Here is a 21980-nt window from a genome sequence, read left to right on the forward strand (position 1 = left end):
AAGTTGGAGGATATCTCTATGCGACGGATCTCTTTATTTATTACTCTATTATTTTTCATGCTGTCCTGCCTTAGCTGCCGCAGCTCCCAGACGCTGGACGCCCTGCAGCAGCAGGCATATGCAGCAATAGAAGAAAACAATACAGAAAACGCCTGCCAGCTTATTCTGCAAGCCGAGGCGCTCTATCCCGGAGAACTGGACAGCGCGCTTTATCAGCTTCTTCTAGCTCAAGCAAAAGAGGATCTCGAACAGGCTCCTGTCCTCGCAGCCTATGAAACGCTCTGCCGAAGGGGCGAGCTCGATGCAGCGCAGCTGCAAACATTGGGGCAGCATTATCAGACACAGGGAGACCTGCTTAAGGCACGCGACCTTTATGAGCTCTCCTTGCGAAGAGAGAATCATGAAGAGGTCTACGCTTTACTGCAAAATCTGACCATCCCTTTTGATCAAGAGGATGCAGCGCTGCAGACCTATTTACTGCAAGCTGCCAGCGCCGCCAGCGAGGAACGCATGAGCGATCTGATTTCCCTGCTGCAAAGCGCCGAGTGGCTCAATGCCGCAATGCCCTCGACCGGGGCCGGCGGCCGCTTTTATGAAACAGAAGAAAAGGGAACCCGCATCCGGATTGCTGCCGAGCTGACAGATCAGACGCCTGTCACTACTGTTTGGCTATTAACATCCGAAAGGATAGAAAAAAGCATCTGCATTTCGCCGCAGGCCATTTCTTTAATCACCGCACCCATCCATGAAGGTACTTACCACGGCGCTGCATCAGCAGAAATTTTAGAAATTTCATCGGGAACCTTCTACCATATAGACGCGAATCTGCAGCATGACCTTTTTAGCGGATCAGCAATCTTTCAGCTGTTTTCTGTCGCTCCTGCCGAGACGGCAGCAGAGTGCTGGCAGCATCGTGAAGATACACCTACCGGGACCTTCAGCGGATCTTTTAGTGAAGACGGTCATCCGCAGGCTCAGCAGCAGAGCGCTGAAGACGCTGTTGTTGTCGGCTACGATGGCAGCAATGAGAAATATTTGGCACTGCATATCCCGGAGGGCCTGTCTGCGCAGGATGGCGTGAGCATTTTCTGGCTGCCGGCCGCCAAGGTATGGGAGGGACAGTAAGATGAAGATCCAAAAGAAAGGCCTTCTGCGCTTTTGTCTCATTGCCTTGCTTTGTCTCTGCTTTTTAGCGCCGCTGATTCCGGAAATCCCTGTAAAGGCTGCTAAAAATGAAGGTGCACTTGCCAATCTTGTCATCTGCGTTCGCTTCAGCGATTCGGATGATGCACATAATATTTTTGAAAATGCTGCCCATTGGGAAAAGGTGATGGACATGTATGATACAGCAGAGGATTCCTTTAAAAATTATATGAAGGCTATCTCCGATGGAAAGCTAACCGTCCATAATCTTTTTCCACAAAAAGCCCTGCTGGACGGCAAAACCATCTGCTCCTCGCTGCAGCTGGATCATACTGCCGACTACTATAAAAATAATGAAAGCGCTTTGGTGCTGGATGCCATTCATGCAATACAAGACGGACGCATTTCTCTAAACGGCGAAAAGCTCGATTATCGAGAAGCGGGCGTATTAGATAATCTAACTATCATCGTGCAGGGCTCTGCTTCTAGTATGAGCGACGGCTTTTGGCCGCACAGCTCCGTTTACAGCGGCTACGAAACAATTGGCAGCGGTGTTCTGGTGCGCCGCTACAACCTTTTAAATTCGGATATCCTCATTCGTACAAGCACCTCCAGTGTCAACGTCTCCGGTGCACAGGGTACCATTACACACGAATTTTTGCATACGCTGGGACTGCCCGATCTATACCGCAGCAGCGGCGGCTCTCCCGTCGGCCGCTGGAGCATCATGGCTTCAACCCTCTGCTATTTACAGTATCCTCTGGAATATTGCCGCGAGCTGCTTGGATGGATCCAGATTCCCGAGATCACCCAATCCGGCACCTATACCCTGCGTGTTGCCAGCGGAAGCGATCGCTGGAATGGCTCCTATCCCACGGCGCTCAAGCTAAAGACAGCGCAATCAGATAGTCAGTTCTTCGTCGTCGAATACCGAAAAAAAGAAGCGGGCGCAACCTTTGACAGCTATATTCCCAGCAGCGGCTTATTGATGTACCGGGTAGATGAATCCATCTCAGACCACAGCAACTACCGGGGCGAAAACTATATCTATGTATTCCGTCCTGATGTGACGGATCCTGAAAAGGCAAGCGATATGAATGGCTCGACCTATCTTAGCGAATATGCGGCTCTGGATATTGAAAAGGGGAAAACCTCCTATGGCAGCACCAATCTGGATGCTCCCTTTACGGACAATACGCTTTATTATGCCGGAGGCCAAAACAGCGGCATTGCCATCTCCAATGCCCATTATTCACAGGACGGCGAGCTGCTGATCTTTGACGTCACATTTGCCGATACAAGCGGTGATGAATATTGGCAGCAATACGGCCAAACCATCAGCGGCATCAAGGGCGCCGGCGCCTCTCTGGCAATGGGCAGCGACGGTACGCTCTATACGGTTTCCTGTACCAGCACCGGAAGCCTGCGTCTTCTGCAAAATAAAGATGGCAAGACCTGGACGCAGATCACAACCCTCAGCGGAGTTGATACATTCCCAGATGCTACCCTAAGATGGTATCAGGGCTCCCTCTATCTCGGGGTGCTGCAAAGCGGCGGGCGGCCAGCAGTATATCAGCTTGTCGGCAGCACATGGACGCAGCGCTGGGTTTCTTCCGACACCTATGCTATGCAGCCGCAATGGCTGGAGCATCAAAATGCGCTCTACCTTTGTTATATAAAAAGCGGCAGCAAAACGCTGGCTACACAAAAGATTGCCGGCAGTGGCAACGCTTTTGCCAATCTCACCGTAACCAGCTACCTGTGCAATCCAGCCGTTTGCAGCTGGAACGGAAGGGTTTTTGCTATCTACAGTGATTTCATGACCAGCAAAAACACGACTAAGGTTTCCGCAGCCAGTACAAACGGCTGGACGGAGGTATTGGATACCGGTATTGCCGCCGGTAAACTCCATGCCGTAGCCAAAAACGCCTCTACATTAGCCTTTATTGCTGGCAATGATGCCGGCCTAACGAAACTATTTCTGTATGATGGAAGCCAGTGGAAAAGCGAAGACGCCGCATTTGCGCGCGGCGCGCTTAATGTTCAGATGTTTTATTATGGCAGTGATCTTTATGTGAGCTATATCAACAAGAGTCTGCAAATGGTGCTGCAAAAAAAGACGGCGGACGGCTGGATGCAGGTGGGTAAGCCGATCGCTTCGCCCGTGGATAGCTCTGCTTCTGATATCATCATGGTGAAGGGCGTTTGCTATGCGGCATATGTGGCGCAGGGAACGCAGAATCTGCTGATTCGGTCTCACAAGTTGGAGCCGCCCGCTGCTGTGCCGGAGGAGCCGCCTGCACCTAAGGATGATTATACGGTTTCACTGACGTTTGCCAAAACGCCTACTCATGCTAGGGTTTATATAGATGGCTGCGCATATCAGGGGCAGATCAGCGGCAGCACCTTAAGGGTTACGCTGTCTGACGGACGCGCGGCAACGGCCACATATTATGAGACCAATGCCAGTGGGATTCCAACGGGCATGCAGGTCTGGCTGCTTTCTTTTGCTAACGGCAAATATACTGCGCAGCGTCAGGACGCTTTAAAGGATTTATTGACCTATCACGGCTTTTCCATTCGCATCTCTGGTGATACGGGCATCCGCTTCAAGACAGGCATTTCCGCAAACACTAAAAAGCTGCTGCTGAGCAGCGCGGGGTTAGATGGCTTTCATCTGACAGAGTACGGCACGCTGGTTATGATGCAGGAGAATATTGACAAGGGCTACGCCTTTGTGCTGGGCGGCGATAAGGTTGCTTCGGGACGCAGCTATTGGAAGCAAAACGGCGTTGTAAATGACCGTGTTTTCGAGACGGTTCAGGGCCGTCAGCGCTTTACCTCGGTTTTGGTGCGTCTGCCCGCCGAGCGCTATAAAACACAGTTCGCGTTTCGCGGGTATATCAGCCTGCAAAAGAACGGAAAAACCTATACCATTTACGGACCGCCGATGGCGAAAAGCATCTATTCGATTGCCGAGCAGCTCATTGCCCGCAAGGACTATGCCGTAGGATCGCCGGAAGACCGCTTCCTGCGCCGCCTGATTACGGATGCCAAATAAGAGGAGGACCTTATATGAAGAAAACAATTCTTTTAATTTGCGCTGCCGCTATTCTATTTTTTGCCGCTGGCATCGGAAACGGCTGGCTGTTACTTCATCAGGAACCGGCGCCTGCGGCTGCGCCGCAAATCCAGGTTCGTGCATCCAATGGCACTGTAGAATGGTCTGCCGGCGCCGAATGGACTTTGGTCGGCACGCTGCAGCAGCTGAAGGAAAGCGACCCTTACGCTGCTGCCGCATATTGGGATGCTTATCCGGCTGCAGAAACTCGTCCCGCTGCTCTTTTCATAGGCGAGGTACCAAAAGAAGAGAAAGAACCCGACCCCGTAGAACCGCCAACCCAATATCCAAGCTATCCATCCGGCGGCGGAAGCTCCGGCGGCAGTGAATCTGCCGGTGGTTCTTCCAGTTCCGGCGGCGAGGTAGCACCTCCGCCCACAACACCCTCTACACCTCAGGATGGAGAGGATGTGGGTTGGTCGGATGATCTGCTTTGATCCGATTGAAAAAGAGACTGCCAAAGGGAGAGGCTACATAAGGAAGTAGCCTCTCCCTTTTCATGTAATTATCTGTTGACAAAGCCAATACTTCGCAATATGATATATTATGTAATAGGAGGTATGATATGGATATTCAGTTGAAACGAGGGCTGTTGGATGTATGCGTATTGGCTGCTATTAAAAACCAAGATTCATACGGATATCAGATTATAAAAGACCTGAAACCATACATTAAATTATCGGAATCTACGCTTTATACCATTCTAAAACGATTGGAATCAGCAAATATGTTGACAGTCAGAACAGTAGAACACGGTGGCAGACTGCGGAAATACTATCATATTACTCAGGCAGGAGCCAAACGCATTAAAGAGTTCAAAGATGAATGGAAAGAAATTATGGCAATATATAAATTTGTGATAGAGGAGGATATGGCGAATGAATAAGCAAGAATTTCTTGCAGAATTAAAAGCTAAGCTAACCGGAATGTCGCAAGAAGATATAGAGGGACAAATCGGTTTTTACAGTGAGATAATTGATGACCGTATGGAAGAAGGACTGACAGAAAAAGATGCTGTTGCAGAACTTGGATCATTAGAAGATATTACGATGCAGATTATGTCTGAAATTCCACTGACAAAGTTTGTCAAAGAAAAAGTTAAACCAAGCAGGGCGCTTAGAGCATGGGAAGTTGTACTTTTGGTATTAGGCGCTCCCATATGGCTTCCACTTTTAATTGCTTTGTTTGCAATCGTTATTTCCATATATGCAGTAATATGGAGCATCATTATTTCACTTTGGGCAATCGAATTTTCGTTGGTTGCTTGTTCAGTGGCCGGTGCATTTTCCTCTGTTGTTTTCATGGTAAAAGGAAGCATTGTGCCCGGAGCAGCTATGCTCGGTGCAGGAATTACATGTGTTGGTATTGCAATTTTAGGTTTCTATGGTTGCAAGTATGCTACAAACGCGATTTTTAAATTTTCTAAAAGGATATTTATATGGATTAAATCCTGTTTTATGAAAAAGGAGGCGACAGAATGAACAAGTGTAGTAAAAAATGGCTTTTAGCAGCGGTTATTCTAACCATTGCAGGTGCTTTGGTTTTTGTTGGAGCATTGTCTATCATGCATTTTGATTTTACAAAGTTTTCTACACAAAAAATAGAAACCAATACCTACGAGTTTAACGAAGATTTTGACAACATATTTGTAAATGTGGAAACCGCCTCCGTTACCTTTGTTCCTTCAGATAATGATGTATGCAAGATTGAGTGTGTTGAAGAAGAAAGCCTGAAACATTCTGCAAAAATACAGGACGACACTCTTACTATATCGGCAGTTAATAATCGTAAATGGTATGACTATATCTGTATAAATTTTTGGTTACCAAAGGTTACTGTATATTTACCGAAAGAAGTATATGCTTCTCTTTCTGTTGAGACGGTAACAGGTAACGTTGAAATTCCCGACAAATTCAGCTTTGAAACCATTGCCGCTTCGGGAACGACATCAAATATTACTTGCCATGCTCAAGTATCCAAGAGTGTTGAAGTAAATACAACAACGGGAAATATTACTTTGAGTTCTGCCCAAACTGAGACTGTAAAGTTGTCTGCAACAACGGGAAAAATTCTCATGAATGATATTGCTTGCAATAAGCTGACGGCAAAAAGCAGCACAGGACATATACAACTCAAAAATGTGATTGCTGAAGAAAGTATTAAAGTCCAAAATACCACAGGCGGAGTTGAATTTGGCGGCTGTGACGCTGCCGATATAATGATTAATACAAGTACAGGTGATGTCAAAGGAACGTTGCTTTCGGAAAAGATATTTATTACAGACACTTCCACCGGGAGAGTCAGCGTTCCCAAAACTACAAGCGGTGGTACGTGTGAGATTACAACAAGCACCGGCGACATTGATATTGATATTGGATAGTAAACAGCAGTGTACTATCTCCCTATGACTACATATGTAACGAGCATCGGATTTTATTTTGTATATCTTACTCTAACAACGCTTACCAGTCTCGCAGAAAATCAAGGCAGGAGATACCAAAATATGATATAATAAGCGCAGCAGGAAATATTTCGGCTACTCAAGTGCTTGTGCTGCGCTATGAGTTTGCCTCTGGCAAACTCCGATATCGTCATGATATAAAAATGATCTTTAGATCATTTTTAGTAAGATTGCCTTTTGGCAATCTTATACGACCACAAGAATCCCGCAGGGATTTCTTGGAAAGTTCGGCAAAGCCGAACTTTTGCGTAGCAGGAAATATTTCGCCTACTCAAGTGCTTGTGCTGCGCTATGAGTTTGCCTCTGGCAAACTCCGATATCGTCATGATATTAATAAAAATATAAGGAGGACTAATAACGATGTTATTTTACTTAATCTTATTACTTACTTGGGCTGTAATCTGGGGTGTGGCTACTAAAAAGGTAATTGAAAATAAAGGATATACTGAGAATTGGTTTATCTGGGGCTTTTTATTTGGCTTTATCGCCTTTCTCGTTGCCTCTGCTAAACCAGTTGTCTATAGCCAGAATACTTCCACTGACTGGAATTCCAGCGAAGGAAAAGCCTCTTTAGCCGGCGCTTCTAGCATCCCAAACGGCTGGAAGTGCAATAAATGCGGAAAAATAAACTATCCCTACGTTGGCACCTGCAGCTGCGGCACGCCTAAGGGATGGGTTGCTGAGGGACAGACTCTGCTCAGGGATGATACAACTGAATTAGCGAACATTCAAAAACTAAAAGAATACAAAGAGCTTTTAGATATGGGCGCAATCAGCGAAGCTGAATTTAATCATCAAAAAAAGCGGCTCTTAAATCCAGATGCCGCAGCGGCTCCCGCATCCGCTTCCATTCCGCCCAAAGAGCCTGATGTAATTATGCCGGTGCTGGTTGAAAGCGCTCCTGTCAAGAAAAGCGTCACTTCGTGGACCTGCAAAGCGTGCGGCCATAAAAATCCGTTGACAAGGCGCACCTGCTATCAATGCGGGGAGCCGAAGTAAGAGAGAAAAAGGAAGGTAGGTATACCCATGATTCGAGAAATGCAAAAACAAGATATCGCAGCCTGTGTGCAGGTGATTCAGAAGGCATTTATGACGGTTGCCGATGAATTCGGCTTTACCGCCGCTAACGCACCTCGCTTTACTGCCTTTGCGACTGATGAAGCACGGCTTCTTTACCACTACGAAACCGAGCAGCGCCCTATGTATATCTATGAAACAGACGGACAAATTGCAGGCTATTATTCACTTGCTCTACTTGAGGATAGAAAGTGTGAACTCAATAATTTAGCTGTACTACCGACCTACCGCCATCACGGGATCGGGAGAGCGTTGCTGCTTCATGCTTTTGAAGAGGCTTGCCGGTTAAATTGTGACATGATGCAGATCGGTATTGTGGAAGAAAATCAGGTGCTTCGTAAATGGTATGAGACCTATGGCTTTGTACACACAGGCACTAAAAAGTTTGACTTTTTCCCGTTTACATGCGGATATATGGAAAGGAAGCTGAGAAAATGAAAAGGGTTATGTTTTGGCTACAGATTATCGTTCTCATAATTGAGGTTTTTGCTGTGACTTTATTAGGGTTTGAGGTATATGGGCATATGAATCCTGATCACATAATAGCAGAGGCTATCGTGATAGGTGGATGCTTGGTTGTTAACTTGGTTTGTGTGTTGTATAGATTATATAAGACAAGATCTTTTAATCATTAAACCGAAGATATCAAATAATAGAAAATGATCTCTTACAATTATACTGATTCTATCAATTGTAAGAGATCATTTTTATAAATACTTTTACCAAATATAATTTTGAAGAGGCATCTACCGAAATAGCATTTATTTCCCCTTTTCCTCCATCCAAACCTCTATTTCGCCTTTTTCTGGCTCTTCAAATTTTTCTTCAAATTTTTTCATCAGATTCTCGTCTACAAAATACGCATCGCTCTTCCCGGCCAATACCTGCACGTTCCGCTGTGCTACTCGTCGCTTCCATTCCGCATTATCCACCGCTACATAATGAAATTCACATGCAATCCCCTGCTTTACATAAAACTCTCGTGCCTGCCGGCGGTCCTCTCTGCTCCAGAATCCCCAGTCCAATATCACATCCACGCCGGCAGCAATCAGCTCTACCGACTTCTTAAACAAAAACCGCTGCACACGGCTGGCATACTCCTCATGCTTCTCTCCCAAATACGGGTCAAAAAGAGACAGCATAACTTCATCCACAGAAAGCACCACCGCATGCCCCTTCTGCCGCAGCCGCTCCGCATAAGTACTCTTTCCGCTGCTGATCTTGCCGCAAATCATGATTACCTTCGCCATCCTACATCCTCCTGTCCGTGTATATAAAAATTTGCAGACAGCCTCGCCTTCGCTCGCCTGCCTGCGAATCAAATTCATCTGCCTATCCCAGCAGTTCTTGCACCGCCTGCTGCCAGCAGGTTTCCGGAATCTCCGGCCATGTGCAGCTGCCTGTTTGCTCGCGGCACAGCGCCATCGCCCGGTTCAGCACCGTCGCATGCGAAATTAGTCCTGTGCGCAGCACATGCTCTGAAACCGCACACCACCCTGGCGCATGATCATACAACCCGGAGCTATGCAGATCCTCAATTACCGCCTCTGCATCATAGGAAAGCGAAACAAACTCACGCTGCCACCCCTCAGCAGCTCCCGTGCTGTCAGCGCTTATAATCATAAACTGTGCTTTGCCGCCGCTGCCCAGCGGCACACCGACTGACCCCGGGTTCCACACTGTTTTGCCGCCATGACGGATCTCCCCCTGCCTATGCGTATGCCCGCAAAGGATATACTCCGTCTCACAGCACTCCATGGCAGCAAAGGTAGCTTCATCATCCGGCAGCAGCTTTTCATTCACGCGCCGCGGCGAACCATGGCACAGTGTCAGTGCTGGCAGCCCTTCCTGTGAAAACACCATGCTGCATGGAAGCGCCTCAAAAAAGCGAAAATCCGCCTCCGTCATCTGATGATACGTGTAATACAGCGCGCCCGTCGTCGAGTCGTATTCCTTCCACTTTGCCGTATCGCCAAACCAATATTCCTCTTTATTCCCGCGAATAAACCGGCAGTCATAATGCTCCTTCAGTTCATACAGCAGCGCCATCGTCCTCTGCGGATAGGCCAGCTCTCCCAGATAATCCCCCAGAAACAAAAAGCTCCGGACGCCTTGGGTAAGGCAGTACGCTACACATTTTTGCAGCGCTGCTGCATTGCCATGGATGTCGGAAAGCACTGCCAGCTTACGCATGCTCCGCTCCTCCATGCACCGCGCGAATGCGCTTTCGCAGCCAGCCGCCCTGCAGATAATATCCGGCAAACACCAGCGCCGTGATACCCCAGCTCACACCATAAGAAAGCGACAGCATGAGCAGCGTATGCCACCGGCTCACGATCAGCGTGATCCAGAGCACGCGCAGCACGCATACGCCCACGCAGGTGATCACGGCCGGCCAGAACGAATCGCCGCAACCGCGCATGGCGCCGGAAAAGACCTCGATGGGCACATACACCACATAAAACGGTACGATGTACCACACCACCTTGATGCCCTCCTCGATCACCAGCGGATCACCGGAGAAAATACCCAGCAGCACCGAGCTCAGCGCAATCAGAGCTGCGCTCACTGCCGCCACGGAAAAGGCGGACATCGCCAGACAGGTGCGCACGCTTTTGCGGATGCGGTCGTACTTCTGCGCGCCAAAGTTCTGGCCCACAAAGGTGGTAATCGACACGCCAAATGCACCATTGATCATCCACACCACCGAGCACATGCGGCCCTGCGCCGTCCATGCGGCCACCGTGATTTCGCCGAAGGAATTGATGCCCGACTGGATGATCAGATTGGAAATGCTGTACATCGTTGACTGCAGCCCGGCCGGCACACCGATGCGCAGAATGCTCCTCAGCATGCCTCTGTGAAACCGGATGCGGCGCAGCATCAATCTGCTGTCGCCATCAAGCCGCATCAGCCGGAAGGTCACGAGCACGGCGCTCACCACCTGCGAAAGCACCGTAGCCAGCCCCGCGCCGGCTACGCCCATGCCAAGCCCCACCACGCAGACCAGATCGAGCACGATATTGACCAGACAGCACACAATCAGATATATCATCGGGCGCCTCGAATCACCCAGCGCCCGCAGGATGCCTGAGCCCACGTTATAGAGCACCATCGCCAGCGAGCCCGCAAAATAGATCAGCGTATAAAGCTTCGCATCCTCAAACACGGCCTCCGGCGTACCGGTCAGCCGCAGCACCCAAGGCCCCGCCGCTAGCCCTGCCACGGTCACGATCCCGCCGCTCACGATGGCCAGCGCCATGCCCGTATGGATCGCCTGGCTCACGCCCTCGCCATCGCCGGCGCCGTATTTTTGCGCCAGCACCACGGTCGCGCCAGACGCCAGACCCGTAAAGAAGCCAATCAAAAGATCGATCAGCGCGCCGGAGGCCCCCACGGCCGCCAGCGCATTTGTGCCCACAAACCGGCCCACCACAATGGTGTCCACGGTGTTATACATCTGCTGAAAGAACGTCCCCAGCAAGATCGGAAAAAAGAACAGCAGCAGCTGCTTCCAGATCACGCCCTCGGTGATCTGATTCACACTTGCTCCCTTGCGCATAGCCACCCCCGCATTATGTTTAAATTGACTGCGGCACCTTAGCCGCCACTTCTGCCTTCAGCTGCGCGATCACCCGCTGGATCTCCGCCGCAGCCTCCTCTTTCGGCGCTTTCAGCGAAACCGACTTATCCCGCGTCGTGATCTCCACCACCTGCTGATCCAGATTCTTGGGACTCACCACCACGCGCACCGGCACGCCTAGCAGATCCGCATCCGAGAACATCGCGCCCGGCCGGATGTCGCGCTCATCATACAGCACCTCCACGCCCTGCGCCGTCAGCTCCTCATACAGCGCATCCGCAAAGCCCTTCACCTCCGCATTATCCGCTCGCAGACAGCAGATATGCACCTGCCACGGCGCAATGCTGATCGGCCAGATCGGCCCGTATTCATCGTGACGCACCTCCGCCACCGAAGCCGCCAGCCGGCCCACGCCGATGCCATAGCAGCCCATGATCGGATACTGGCTGTTGCCCTCCGGGTCGGTATAGGTCATATTCATCGCCTTTGTATATTTCGTTCCCAGCTGGAAAATATTTCCCACCTCAATACCGCGCGAGATCGTCAGGCTATGCTGCCCGCAGTGCGGGCAAATGCCGCCGTCCACCGCCTTGGCCACATCCACATAAGACACCTCGCCAAGATCGCGTTTCAGATTGAGTCCGGTATAATGATAGTCTTCCTCGTTGGCGCCGCACACCAGATAATCGATACCCTCCAGCGACCGGTCAAACAGTACCGTCACCTTGTCAGAAAGGCCCACCGGCCCAATGAAGCCGGCTACCACCGGACTGTCTGCATCGATCGCCGCCGGATGCACTGCGTCGCCCAGATAGTTTTTGATCTTGGTATCATTCGTCTCCAGATCGCCGCGGATGAAGACCACCACAAAGCTATCATCCTGATTTCTCTGATAGACCACAGCCTTCGCCGTGTTTTCAACCGGCACCTTGAGCAGCGCCGTGAGCTCCTCGATCGTCTTTGTGCCTGGCGTGTGCACCTTGGTCAGCTCTGCCGCCGGCAGCTGATTCCTGTTCTCCACAATACTGTCCGCCGCTTCCATGTTCGCGCGGTAGCCGCACTGCGGACAGATCACGATCGAATCCTCGCCAATCGGCGTGAGCATCATAAATTCATGCGACACGCTGCCGCCCATCATGCCCGAATCGGCGGCCACAGCAATGACCTCCGGCACGCCGGCTCTGGCGTAAATCCGCTCATAAGCGCGCAGGCAGCGCGCATAATACTGCTCCAGATCCTCCTGCGAGGTGTGGAACGAATAGGCATCCTTCATCGTAAACTCCCGCACGCGGATCAACCCCGCGCGCGGTCTGGCCTCGTCGCGGAATTTCGTCTGGATCTGATAGATCATAAACGGATATTTGCTGTAGCTGTTGGCATACTCACGCACCAGCTGCACACTCGCCTCCTCATGCGTCATACCCAGCACCATCGAGGTGTCATTACGGTCGGTAAAGCGCACCAGCGTGCTGTCCACCGACTGAAAACGGCCGCTTTCCTCCCAAAGCGCACCCGGCAGCACCACCGGGAACATCACTTCCTGCCCGTCCAGCATGTCCATCTCCTCGCGGATAATCTGCTCGATTTTCTGCGTAATCCGCTTAGCTGGCGTATACAGAGAAAAAATCCCGTTCGCCACCGGTTTGATATAGCCGCCGCGAATCATCAGCGCATGGCTATCCACCACGCAGTCCGACGGACGCTCCTTAAACCGCTCTCCTACCAAATTTCTAACCTTCATTGTTTTCCTCCTAAATAAAAAGCCCCGAGCCGTATTGGCTCAGGGCGAATTTTGCATTTCGCGGTACCACCTGACTTCAAGGCACTGCGGCCTTGCACTCGTCTACCCGATAACGGAGGTTACCCGACAGCGCTTACCGGCCCCTAAGGCTGCCTGCGGCATCCTTTTCCCGCCGTGCGGGAAAGCCGTTCACGCGTTACTCAAAGATGGGTTCTGCCTAGATTTGGAAAGACTTGCACCGACCGTCTTTTCTCTGCGCCAAGGAGCTAAGCATACTGATTCTTATCGTCGTTTATGCTGCTTACTGTATCATAGGCCGGCAGGCTTTGTCAAGCGTTTTATGCAGCGGGCTTGATGGTCCAGTTGCCGTCTGCCTGGACGACAAAGAATGCCTTGCTGCCGCTGGGCACTTTGACGACCTTTTTGCCGTTATATGCACCGATTTCATTGACTAGATGGCTGCGGCCGTCTGTGGTATACAAATGAACAATAAAGTTGCGGCTGCCGTCATGTGTGAATTCCCATGTGCCGGAAGATGCAGAGCAGATGCCCGTCACATAATCGCCATGACCGCTGAAGCTGGTCTCGGCTGTTTGGGGCAGCCGTTCAATGGTAAAGGTCCATTCGCCGCTTGACTGCACCTCAAAGGAAAAAGGCGCATCACCGGAAAGCAGCACATAGCCGTCATAGCTGCCGATCTCGTTAACCAGATAGCTCTTATCGTTGGAAGCGTCATAGGCATGCACAATGAAATTGCGGCTGCCGGAGTTGGTGAAGTGTACGCGGTATATGCCATCTCCTACGCTGATGCCGGAAACCACATCGTCTCCGCTGCCGGTTTGCGTTGCATAGATCTCTGCTTTGCAACGGCTACAAACGCCATTATCGGTTGAATGTCCAAGCGCTTCGCCTTCGGTCTGTCCGCAGGTTCTGCAGGTTTTGGGCTCACTGCAGGTAGCTTCCTGCCAGCTATGACCGGTGGCCGGAACGGCCTCACCGCACAGATCACAGGTTCCGTCCTGTGTGCAGGTTACATTGGCAGAGCTATGCTCTAATGGCTTTCCTTCTGTCTTGCCGCAGACGCTGCAGGTTTTCGCTGTTTTGCAGGTAGCATCCTGCCATGTATGGCCGAGTGCATTTCCTTCCTTCTTGCCGCAAACACTGCAGGTTTTCGCTGCTATACAGGTGGCTTCCTTCCATGTATGCGGGAGCGGATCGCCTTCGGTCTCGCCGCAGCGCTCACAGGTTTTGGCGGCCCGGCAGGTAGCGTCCTTCCAATCGTGGCCAAGCGCTTCTCCTTCTGTATCGTTGCAAATATTGCAGGTTTTGGGCTCCGTACAAGTGGCTTCCTTCCATTCATGCTCATGACAAGCCGTCAGGGTAGATAGCATCATCAGCATGACGAGGCCTAAGCTCAGTATTCGCTTTTTCATTTTTCTCTTCTCCTCTTTATAAAAAATAGTTAATATTCATTATAAAACAAAAATTGGCAAATTTCAACAAAAAATGCTGTTTTCTCTATTCTTTTCTATTGACTTTTGGCTGCTTATATTTTAAAATGCCTTTAAAAAGTACGGCATTTCTTTATTCGGGAGGTGTCCTCATGCATTTTTTCATCCTCGCTTATCTATCCTTTTTTATGCGCACCATCTGCAACAAAGAGTACACGCGGCATTTTTCCCGCCGCGAAACCAACTTGTTTTTTAATGCCATCAGCCTGACCATAACCTGTGTGATCAGTGCTTTGACAGGGGGGATCGCCAAACCCTCCGGACTGCTTTTGCTGCTTGCCGCTCTGTTCGGCATCATCTTTGTGGCCACGGTATATCTCCTGCTGATTGCCTATTCCAAGGGACCGATGGGGCTTATCCAGCTCATTTACGGCATGAGCTCCGTGGTACCTATTACGGTTGGCTTAACGCTTTTTCACGAGCCCATGAACCTGCCTAAAGGGCTTGGCCTTCTCTGTGTTTTGCTGGTGCTGATTCTTTCTTGGCGTGACGGCGAAGCTAAAAACAGCACTTCCGTTTATATACCGGCTAAGATATGGCTGCCGATTACACTGCTGACTACGCTGCTCAATGGCTGCTTAAGTACGATTCAAAACATGTCGGTCCAATGGGCTCAGGATAGCAGCATCATGGTGTTTAATTTCTGGGCATTTCTGATTGGCGCTTCGGTTTGCTGGCTGATGCTTTTGGTACATAAATTACGCGGAGGACATTTTTCTGAAATTACAGCGCAGCCTAAGGCTTTTTTGACCAGCTCGCTGCTCTGCGGCCTCGGCTCTTCGGGCGGCAATATTTTGATTATGTATTCGCTGCAGTATCTGCCTTCTACCGTTGTCTATCCGCTGCAGAGTACGCTTGCCACCGTTTCCGTTTATCTGCTTTCTCTGCTGCATTATAAAGAAGGCCGTACCAAGTACGGCTATCTGATGATCGCGATTGGTATTGTCAGTATTGTTCTGCTGGGGATTTCGTAAATCGATTTACCCGTTTTTAATTTGATCCGCCACCTCTTCGGCTGTGAGCTTCTCTGTATCGATCTTTATCGTTTTCAGTCCTGCATACAATGGGAGTCTTGCTAGGCTACGCTCTATACTGCTTTGCATTCTCACGCCGGATTGGATATCCTTTTGCAGCTGCTTGGTCAATTTTTCTGCGCTGCAGATAAGAGAAATGTTTTTCACTAGGCAGCCTTCTGTGTCCAAGCGGGCAAGAATCGCATCGATGATGGACTGCTCGTGCATGACCCAGCAAAAGAGGATGTTGTCGTATGCGCTGCAATGAATAAACTGATTCAGCAAATAGCAGATGTTGTCCATGACCATGGCCTTTGTTTCTTCTGTTACTTGAAACGGGCTGGCGTCCCAGCACCAGTCTCCGTCTAAAAATACGGCGTTTGGCAGCTTGCGCTTTAGGATCTGACATACTGTGGTTTTGCCGATGCCCATCGCCCCGCCGATCAGATATATATGCTTCAACTGAACCTGCCTCCTTGTATGTTAAGTAAATCTTTATACATATGGGCTTCTTTATATTCTCTGTAGCCATGTTTGGGATAGAACTGCCTGGATTCGAAGTATTCCTTGCCGCCGAGATGCACGATGGCATAGCGGTACCCTGCTTCTTTTAGGTACTGCTCGGCCGTCTCCAGCAGTTTGGACCCCAGCCCCTGCCTTTTCATGGTATATTTGATGTAAAGGCGGTGCAGCTTTGCGGTGTCCTGATTGTATCGGTTATAGCCAAGGCAGCCAACAACTCTACTTTGCTCATCAAGAGCAAGCCAAAACATGCCGCCGCATGAAAGATAATACCGGTGAATATCCAACAGGTCTTCGTTCAGCCGCGGCACGCGCCCGAGGGCGTTTTTTGCTTCTAAGACCATGAAAATCATGTCATCCCGGTAGGCATCCTCATATTGAATAATTCGCATCTTCTCCTCCTTTTTCTTTATTTTTTCTTTTATATGGCCGGAGAGCGGCCTCGTATTTTAAGTACCCATATATTCTTTTAGCTGACGATTGGCTTCTTCGATCACTTCCTCCAGGCCTTCCTCATAAAGCCGCTGTACAAAAGTATCCAGTGCTTTTTCATAATCGGCCCAGTCCATGCTGCCACTTACCATTTGTCCAATTACATTATAACGCACTGTGCCTGCATCGCTCTCCGCATAAATGAGCCGGTCTATCTTTTGTAGCTCTTCTTCTATAGCTTCTGTCCGCATAAATACAAATCCCGGGGCCGGGCAGTGCTTCATCTTCTCATACTGTTCAATAATCAGACTTCTGTTTTCCTGCTGTGGTTCTGTAAACCCATTCAGCAAAGTAGATGCCCCGCCAATAGGGTTCATGATTTGTGTCATAGGCGTAAAAAACTTATACCCCACCTCCTGTGCACAGATAGTTTGCGCAAACTCCTGATCTTCTGCCAGATTACATAGGAACTCATATACACTATCTTTATCGGCAGCAGCTTTTGTGACCTCTAGCTCTAAATTATATGGATTTCGCCTGTCTGTCCATGCATTCGTACTATATCCATATTCCTGTAACGGATATACCCAGTAAACCTCTTGTATATCATGCGGTCTCAACGCATAGCTGACATGGGTTCTGACAAACAATGTCTCTTTATCAGCCGGATCCCATCGGTTACCTATATACCCAGCCTCAAAATATTCCTTCCAAATCTGGTTCATCTTTTTTGCGTATTCACTTTCATAAACACACTGCACACCTAATTCCGGTTCATCATAGGCAATTCCCAAATGCGGTGCAATCATTTGAAAATGAGCCTCCCAAGTGTTTCCCACTAAAACAGGCGATGCATTGCTAGTTGTTATCTCAGGCCGATCAATGAATGGTTTATGTCCATTCGCCTCATAAATGGCAGCAAAAAAATCCTTCCACTTATCAAGCGGCTGCCCGATAAGTTCCTCTGGCACTTCCAGCTTCAGCTCCTTTAAAACCGATCTATCAATCCATAGCCCCTGTGTGGGCGGCGGCGTAAACCTGACCGTATTAAAAATAGCGCCCTCAAGCTGCAGTGACTCCCAGTACATTTCCGGCATACTGTCATATAAGGACCGAAGCCTTCCGTCTGTAAGCTCTTTTGATAAATCCAAAAAATGCTCATGCAGCTGTTCAATCGTAAAATTACAATCACTTCCATATAATAAATCGATTCCTTTTAGCTGCTCTTTCAAATCTGCTGTCTCATCCAAAACGATCATTCGATATTCCAGTCGATATGACTTTCCCTGCTCCTGCAGATATGCATTATCCTTTTCTTCTTTCTGGGAAAGTGTCTCCTGCCAGCTGGCAGAGGCATTTTCCGCAGAAATGCTCCATCCGATGCAAATCGTAGATGACTTCTGATTGCAGCCAAATAAGCTAATCCCTCCTAAAAAGACACATAGGACCACATAAACAGCATACATTTTTCTCTTCATAATTAGTCCCCTTTCTTCTCATCTATATTGATCTGCATCCAGTTTATCATCAACAAAATGGTTCGTCAATTATACTTTTTATTAGACAAATTTTCCCTTGCATCCATATCTTTTCTTTTTTATAATGAGGTATAAAATTACTTAAGGAGAATTGACAATGGGTTTATTTGGATTTGGCAAGAAAAAGAAAATCGAAACGATCGAAGCCGTTAAGCCGTCACCTGAACCGACTGATGCAGAAGAGCAATTTTATTATGCTAAAACGCTTTTGAAAAACTCTCCTCCCGATCATGAAAAAGCCTATATCTGGTTCCAAAAGGCCGCCAAGCAGGGACACCACGAAGCTCAGGTACAATGCGGCTTGTGGTGCTGTTCGGACCTCAATCCAAACAAGAACTATTATGATGCTATCAACTGGTTTGCCGATGCTGCTTCAGAGGGATACGCCAAAGCGCAGTATTACTATACCCTGCTTCATGCGCAGGGACATGGCGATCCGGTGGATAACGCTTTTATTCTCGGTTGCTATAAAGAGGCTTCCGCAGGCGGCTCTGCTCCCGCTTCCTATGAATGCGGTCTGATGTATTATCATGGCAAGGGTTCTCCCGCCTCTAAAAGCGTGGCCGAAGCTTATTTTCAGAAAGCCGCCCAGCAGGCAAAGCATGATTTTGTTCATAAAATTGCAGATCTGGATCTGATAACCACCATCAACTCCGGCAATCTTGCGGAGGCCTTCTTAAAAGAGCATTTTTAAAACACCAACGCAAAAAAAAGCGCTAAGGTCATCTTCGGCCTTAACGCTTTTTCATTATACTTTTCAATCACTTACTTCTGCGCCATCGCTACCATCTGCTTGAGGTTGCGCATGCCGATCTCGCAGGCCAGCATCTCATCCTCCATGCCTTCAAATTCAATGGTCATATCTCCGTCATAGCCGGAAGCTACAAGCGTCCCGATTACGCTTCGAAGATCAATATCGCCATGGCCGACAATGGCGCCGCGCAGATAGCGATGGTGTCTGGTTGTAAACCATCTATTTCCTGTGATGTCCTTTGGCTGCTGCTCATCTCCGTATTTCATGCCAATCGCATAGGCATCCTTACGAATATAAAAATCTTTAATATGCACGCGCTTTACAAAGGGAAGCAGCGTCTCCACACAGATCATCGGATCCTCATCCACACAAAGCGCATTGCCCACATCGATTGTACAGCCATAGTTCGGTCGATTCACTGCCAGTACCAGCCGGCGCACACGGTCGCCGCCATTGGCAAACGTACCATGGTTTTCCAGCAGTACGTCCATGCCATAGCCAGCCGCATAATCCGCCAGATCCTGCGCACCCTTCACCATTTTGGGGAATAACCGGTCAAACTCTTCAATACTGGTGGGGTCATCACTGCCAAACATCCGCACCAGATCACAGCGGATTGCCGGCGCACCAATGGCATGTGCCAGATCGATTTCCCCTTTAAGACGACTAAGCTCTGCCTCATACTCTTCGCCTTCTACCTGCGCCAGCCTCGAACCGGCACTATAATTAGACACAGCCAGTCCATATTTTGCCGATAGCTCCGTCACCTTTTCGGCCATGCCGGGCTGGTGCAAATCTACAACAAAATCAGCCAGCTCAATATGATCACAGCCTAGCTCGTGCAGCCACTCAAAAGCATTCTCCAAAGACATCTTTCCGCTGGATAATGCTTTAAAAAAGCTATAATTACTAATTCCAAATTTCATTTTATTCCTCCTTATTCCTCTGCCAGCGCCGTCAGCTGCTTAAGATTCTGCATACCAATCCGGCAGGCCAGCATGGGCTCCTCCATACCTTCAAATTCAATCGTTAAATGTCCGTCGTAGCCGGAGGCCACGATCTCCTGCAGGATGCCGCGCAGCGCCAGATCGCCATGGCCGACAATCGCACCGCGCAGATATCTCTTGTGCTTGGTGGTCAGCCAGCTGCCGTTTCCTAACACGCGCGGACCGCCGCCAACCTCGTACCCATCTTTAAAGCGTGCGCCGATTGCATAAGCATCCTCACGGATATAAAAATCCTTGATGTGAATGCGCTTTGCAAAGGGCAGCAGCGTCTGCACGCAGACGAGCGGATCCTCATCCACACATACTGCATTGCCCACATCCAGCGTACAGCCGTAGTTGGGCCGATCTACCGCCAAAATAAGCCGCCGCACGCGGTCGCCGCCATTCATCAGCGTGCCATGGTTTTCAACTGTCACCTCCATACCGTACTGCGCCGCATAATCTGCCAGCGCCTGCGCGCTTTTCACCATAATGGGAAACAGCCTTTCATATTCCTCTATATCCGTGGCATCCCTTTGCGTGAGCACTTTGACCAGATCGCTGCGAAGCAGCGGCGCGCCTGCCCGATGCGCAATATCGATTTCGCCCTTCAGTCTGGCAAGCTCTGCCTCATAAGCTTGGCCCTCCAGCTGCGCTATGCTCGATCCGGCGCTGTAGGCGGATATGGACAGCTGGTGAAGAGCAGCCAGCTCCGCCACTCTTTCCGGCATGCCGGGCTGATGCAGGTCAAGAGCAAAATCAGCCAGCTCCACATGGTCGCAGCCATTTTGGTGCAGCCACTCAAAAAGGCCCTCCAGCGACAGCGCACCGCTCTCGAGCAGACTCCAAAAGCTATAATTGCTGAATCCGTATTGCATGCTTCCTCCTTTGATCAAAAAAGGCCCAAGCATACGCTTGAGCCTTTTCAGTGTTTAAGGTGCTAATTAGATGCGATCCCAGATATAGCGAGCGGTCTCCAGACCATAGTAGGTACCAGCAACACAATCTTCCATACCCTCGAACTCCAGAGAAATCTCTTTCTCATAACCGGACTTCTTGATGATCTCAAGAATCTTCCACATATTCATATCGCCCTGGCCGATGATAGCGCCGCGCAGGATTTTGTTCTTAGCAGCGGTACCAACATAACCGAATCTAGCAATCTTCGGGCCGTTCTCTTCTTTTCTCTTGCCATCCTGTCTAACCGGCTTAGACATGTTGGTAAAGGTAGTGTACATACCATCCTGCGGGAACATGGTCTCGTTGCTGCGGATGTAGAAGTCTTTCAAGTGAACCATATCAGCATATTTGATTGCCTTTGCTACGTTCACTTCCGGATCCTCGTCTACGCACAGGAAGTTACCAACGTCAACCGTCAGACCGATGTTCGGGCGGTTAGCTGCCTTCAGAATACGGATTACGCGGTCTGCGCCGTTTACGTACAGGCCGTGGTTCTCCAGCGTCAGGCCCATGCCCAAAGTAGCCAAATAATCAGCCACTTCCTGAGCTGCCTTTACCAGCTGCGGGAAATCAATCTCGAACTGCTCGGGAGTGTTCTCGCCGTGGGGCTGCTGACCGGAGCACATATCTACACGCATTTTCTTGATGCCCATGATATGTGCCAGGTTGATATAATCCTTTACACGAGCAAGCTCGTTAGCATACTTCTGCTCAACAGTCTCTTCCTCATCAGCAGGTCTGATGAAGCAAGCATTCAGAGAGAATGCAGACAGAGGCAGGTTCAATTTTGCAGCATGCTCTTTAATCTGCTCAGCAAACTCTTTGTTAGGAGTTTTGCCATCTTCCTGCATCAGCGGAAGACCAAACGGAACGATCTCAAAATGAGTAGCACCATGCTCTTTTGCCCAATCCATGATATCGAACAGGGTCATTTCATCAGTGTACAGCTTTCTGGACAGGCAGTAGCTGCTAATACCTAAATTCATAGCCATTGGTATAATCTCCTTTAAATTTAATTTGCGTTTTCACGCATGCGCGCCTAAGGCGCAAAACGATCCAGCGATCTTTCTTCGGATCTTTTTAAAGTTATTTTAATATCTAATTGTCAATTCGTCCATGTATTATCCTGAACAATTTT

The 21980-nt window shown here is 49.4% G+C and carries 21 protein-coding genes and 1 other annotated feature; of the genes, 10 read left to right on the forward strand and 11 right to left on the reverse strand.

Annotated features, from left to right (window positions below; translation table 11 throughout):
- The first annotated feature begins 18 nt into the window (after positions 1 to 18).
- From HFE64_00395 to HFE64_00430, 8 genes are all read left to right on the forward strand, one after another.
- Positions 19 to 1125, forward strand: a complete 1107-nt coding sequence (locus HFE64_00395) for a hypothetical protein (protein MCI8631935.1) — start codon at positions 19 to 21, stop codon at positions 1123 to 1125.
- Position 1126: 1 nt separating this feature from the next.
- The gene (locus HFE64_00400; protein MCI8631936.1) at positions 1127 to 4204 is read left to right on the forward strand and encodes a hypothetical protein; all 3078 of its coding nucleotides are present in this window, start codon (positions 1127 to 1129) and stop codon (positions 4202 to 4204) included.
- Positions 4205 to 4218: 14 nt separating this feature from the next.
- Positions 4219 to 4701: a hypothetical protein gene (locus tag HFE64_00405; protein ID MCI8631937.1), complete on the forward strand. Its 483-nt coding sequence runs from the start codon at positions 4219 to 4221 to the stop codon at positions 4699 to 4701.
- A gap of 128 nt (positions 4702 to 4829) precedes the next feature.
- Positions 4830 to 5150 carry a PadR family transcriptional regulator gene (locus HFE64_00410; protein ID MCI8631938.1) on the forward strand — a complete coding sequence of 107 codons (321 nt, stop codon included), beginning with the start codon at positions 4830 to 4832 and terminating at the stop codon, positions 5148 to 5150.
- Positions 5143 to 5745 (forward strand): DUF1700 domain-containing protein, encoded by a 603-nt coding sequence (locus tag HFE64_00415; GenBank protein ID MCI8631939.1) that lies wholly within the window; start codon positions 5143 to 5145, stop codon positions 5743 to 5745. The genes HFE64_00410 and HFE64_00415 overlap by 8 nt, the downstream gene beginning before the upstream one ends.
- Positions 5742 to 6644, forward strand: coding sequence for a DUF4097 domain-containing protein (locus HFE64_00420; protein ID MCI8631940.1), 903 nt, complete (start codon positions 5742 to 5744; stop codon positions 6642 to 6644). The genes HFE64_00415 and HFE64_00420 overlap by 4 nt, the downstream gene beginning before the upstream one ends.
- Before the next feature lie 441 nt (positions 6645 to 7085).
- Positions 7086 to 7724 (forward strand): hypothetical protein, encoded by a 639-nt coding sequence (locus tag HFE64_00425; GenBank protein ID MCI8631941.1) that lies wholly within the window; start codon positions 7086 to 7088, stop codon positions 7722 to 7724.
- 27 nt (positions 7725 to 7751) lie between these two features.
- A complete protein-coding gene (locus HFE64_00430; GenBank protein MCI8631942.1) occupies positions 7752 to 8240 on the forward strand; it encodes a GNAT family N-acetyltransferase in 489 nt (162 codons plus the stop codon).
- A gap of 323 nt (positions 8241 to 8563) precedes the next feature.
- Here the strand turns inward: HFE64_00430 and HFE64_00435 are convergent, their stop codons facing one another.
- From HFE64_00435 to HFE64_00455, 5 genes are all read right to left on the reverse strand, one after another.
- A complete protein-coding gene (locus HFE64_00435; GenBank protein ID MCI8631943.1) occupies positions 8564 to 9052 on the reverse strand; it encodes an ATP-binding protein in 489 nt (162 codons plus the stop codon).
- Between the two features lie 82 nt (positions 9053 to 9134).
- Positions 9135 to 9995, reverse strand: coding sequence for a metallophosphoesterase family protein (locus HFE64_00440; protein MCI8631944.1), 861 nt, complete (start codon positions 9993 to 9995; stop codon positions 9135 to 9137).
- Positions 9988 to 11364, reverse strand: a complete 1377-nt coding sequence (locus tag HFE64_00445; GenBank protein MCI8631945.1) for an MATE family efflux transporter — start codon at positions 11362 to 11364, stop codon at positions 9988 to 9990. The genes HFE64_00440 and HFE64_00445 overlap by 8 nt, the downstream gene beginning before the upstream one ends.
- Positions 11365 to 11383: 19 nt before the next feature.
- Positions 11384 to 13126 (reverse strand): proline--tRNA ligase, encoded by a 1743-nt coding sequence (locus tag HFE64_00450; GenBank protein MCI8631946.1) that lies wholly within the window; start codon positions 13124 to 13126, stop codon positions 11384 to 11386.
- A gap of 37 nt (positions 13127 to 13163) precedes the next feature.
- Positions 13164 to 13424: a binding site (T-box leader), on the reverse strand.
- Positions 13425 to 13464: 40 nt separating this feature from the next.
- Positions 13465 to 14559: a hypothetical protein gene (locus HFE64_00455; GenBank protein ID MCI8631947.1), complete on the reverse strand. Its 1095-nt coding sequence runs from the start codon at positions 14557 to 14559 to the stop codon at positions 13465 to 13467.
- A gap of 170 nt (positions 14560 to 14729) precedes the next feature.
- Between HFE64_00455 and HFE64_00460 the strand changes: the two genes are divergently transcribed.
- Positions 14730 to 15611: an EamA family transporter gene (locus HFE64_00460; protein ID MCI8631948.1), complete on the forward strand. Its 882-nt coding sequence runs from the start codon at positions 14730 to 14732 to the stop codon at positions 15609 to 15611.
- 6 nt (positions 15612 to 15617) lie between these two features.
- Here the strand turns inward: HFE64_00460 and HFE64_00465 are convergent, their stop codons facing one another.
- The 3 genes from HFE64_00465 to HFE64_00475 are packed head-to-tail and all read right to left on the reverse strand — an operon-like array spanning position 15618 to position 18082.
- Positions 15618 to 16082, reverse strand: coding sequence for an AAA family ATPase (locus tag HFE64_00465; GenBank protein ID MCI8631949.1), 465 nt, complete (start codon positions 16080 to 16082; stop codon positions 15618 to 15620).
- A gap of 26 nt (positions 16083 to 16108) precedes the next feature.
- Positions 16109 to 16564 (reverse strand): GNAT family N-acetyltransferase, encoded by a 456-nt coding sequence (locus tag HFE64_00470; protein ID MCI8631950.1) that lies wholly within the window; start codon positions 16562 to 16564, stop codon positions 16109 to 16111.
- A 57-nt stretch (positions 16565 to 16621) separates the two neighbouring features.
- The gene (locus HFE64_00475) at positions 16622 to 18082 is read right to left on the reverse strand and encodes a hypothetical protein (protein MCI8631951.1); all 1461 of its coding nucleotides are present in this window, start codon (positions 18080 to 18082) and stop codon (positions 16622 to 16624) included.
- 157 nt (positions 18083 to 18239) lie between these two features.
- On the opposite strand from HFE64_00475, the gene HFE64_00480 reads away from it, so the two are divergent.
- Positions 18240 to 18836: a sel1 repeat family protein gene (locus HFE64_00480; GenBank protein MCI8631952.1), complete on the forward strand. Its 597-nt coding sequence runs from the start codon at positions 18240 to 18242 to the stop codon at positions 18834 to 18836.
- Positions 18837 to 18907: 71 nt separating this feature from the next.
- On the opposite strand, the gene HFE64_00485 is transcribed toward HFE64_00480, so the two are convergent.
- The 3 genes from HFE64_00485 to HFE64_00495 all read right to left on the reverse strand — a co-directional run bounded on the left by HFE64_00485 (position 18908) and on the right by HFE64_00495 (position 21834).
- Entirely contained in the window at positions 18908 to 19822 is a 915-nt protein-coding gene (locus tag HFE64_00485; GenBank protein ID MCI8631953.1) for a sugar phosphate isomerase/epimerase, read from the reverse strand.
- Between the two features lie 11 nt (positions 19823 to 19833).
- Positions 19834 to 20760 carry a sugar phosphate isomerase/epimerase gene (locus HFE64_00490; GenBank protein MCI8631954.1) on the reverse strand — a complete coding sequence of 309 codons (927 nt, stop codon included), beginning with the start codon at positions 20758 to 20760 and terminating at the stop codon, positions 19834 to 19836.
- Between the two features lie 66 nt (positions 20761 to 20826).
- Positions 20827 to 21834, reverse strand: a complete 1008-nt coding sequence (locus HFE64_00495) for a sugar phosphate isomerase/epimerase (GenBank protein ID MCI8631955.1) — start codon at positions 21832 to 21834, stop codon at positions 20827 to 20829.
- Positions 21835 to 21980 lie beyond the last annotated feature (146 nt).

It is taken from the genome of Lachnospiraceae bacterium (assembly GCA_022794035.1).
In the GTDB taxonomy this organism is placed as follows: domain Bacteria; phylum Bacillota; class Clostridia; order Lachnospirales; family Bianqueaceae; genus CALWPV01.

What these genes read in the sequence shown, in the direction of transcription:
- HFE64_00395 (MCI8631935.1), top strand. Translation starts at nt 19, where the DNA reads ATGCGACGGATCTCTTTATTTATTACTCTATTATTTTTCATGCTGTCC.
- HFE64_00400 (MCI8631936.1), top strand. Translation starts at nt 1,127, where the DNA reads ATGAAGATCCAAAAGAAAGGCCTTCTGCGCTTTTGTCTCATTGCCTTG.
- HFE64_00405 (MCI8631937.1), top strand. Translation starts at nt 4,219, where the DNA reads ATGAAGAAAACAATTCTTTTAATTTGCGCTGCCGCTATTCTATTTTTT.
- HFE64_00410 (MCI8631938.1), top strand. Translation starts at nt 4,830, where the DNA reads ATGGATATTCAGTTGAAACGAGGGCTGTTGGATGTATGCGTATTGGCT.
- HFE64_00415 (MCI8631939.1), top strand. Translation starts at nt 5,143, where the DNA reads ATGAATAAGCAAGAATTTCTTGCAGAATTAAAAGCTAAGCTAACCGGA.
- HFE64_00420 (MCI8631940.1), top strand. Translation starts at nt 5,742, where the DNA reads ATGAACAAGTGTAGTAAAAAATGGCTTTTAGCAGCGGTTATTCTAACC.
- HFE64_00425 (MCI8631941.1), top strand. Translation starts at nt 7,086, where the DNA reads ATGTTATTTTACTTAATCTTATTACTTACTTGGGCTGTAATCTGGGGT.
- HFE64_00430 (MCI8631942.1), top strand. Translation starts at nt 7,752, where the DNA reads ATGATTCGAGAAATGCAAAAACAAGATATCGCAGCCTGTGTGCAGGTG.
- HFE64_00435 (MCI8631943.1), bottom strand. Translation starts at nt 9,052, where the DNA reads ATGGCGAAGGTAATCATGATTTGCGGCAAGATCAGCAGCGGAAAGAGT.
- HFE64_00440 (MCI8631944.1), bottom strand. Translation starts at nt 9,995, where the DNA reads ATGCGTAAGCTGGCAGTGCTTTCCGACATCCATGGCAATGCAGCAGCG.
- HFE64_00445 (MCI8631945.1), bottom strand. Translation starts at nt 11,364, where the DNA reads ATGCGCAAGGGAGCAAGTGTGAATCAGATCACCGAGGGCGTGATCTGG.
- HFE64_00450 (MCI8631946.1), bottom strand. Translation starts at nt 13,126, where the DNA reads ATGAAGGTTAGAAATTTGGTAGGAGAGCGGTTTAAGGAGCGTCCGTCG.
- HFE64_00455 (MCI8631947.1), bottom strand. Translation starts at nt 14,559, where the DNA reads ATGAAAAAGCGAATACTGAGCTTAGGCCTCGTCATGCTGATGATGCTA.
- HFE64_00460 (MCI8631948.1), top strand. Translation starts at nt 14,730, where the DNA reads ATGCATTTTTTCATCCTCGCTTATCTATCCTTTTTTATGCGCACCATC.
- HFE64_00465 (MCI8631949.1), bottom strand. Translation starts at nt 16,082, where the DNA reads ATGGGCATCGGCAAAACCACAGTATGTCAGATCCTAAAGCGCAAGCTG.
- HFE64_00470 (MCI8631950.1), bottom strand. Translation starts at nt 16,564, where the DNA reads ATGCGAATTATTCAATATGAGGATGCCTACCGGGATGACATGATTTTC.
- HFE64_00475 (MCI8631951.1), bottom strand. Translation starts at nt 18,082, where the DNA reads ATGAAGAGAAAAATGTATGCTGTTTATGTGGTCCTATGTGTCTTTTTA.
- HFE64_00480 (MCI8631952.1), top strand. Translation starts at nt 18,240, where the DNA reads ATGGGTTTATTTGGATTTGGCAAGAAAAAGAAAATCGAAACGATCGAA.
- HFE64_00485 (MCI8631953.1), bottom strand. Translation starts at nt 19,822, where the DNA reads ATGAAATTTGGAATTAGTAATTATAGCTTTTTTAAAGCATTATCCAGC.
- HFE64_00490 (MCI8631954.1), bottom strand. Translation starts at nt 20,760, where the DNA reads ATGCAATACGGATTCAGCAATTATAGCTTTTGGAGTCTGCTCGAGAGC.
- HFE64_00495 (MCI8631955.1), bottom strand. Translation starts at nt 21,834, where the DNA reads ATGGCTATGAATTTAGGTATTAGCAGCTACTGCCTGTCCAGAAAGCTG.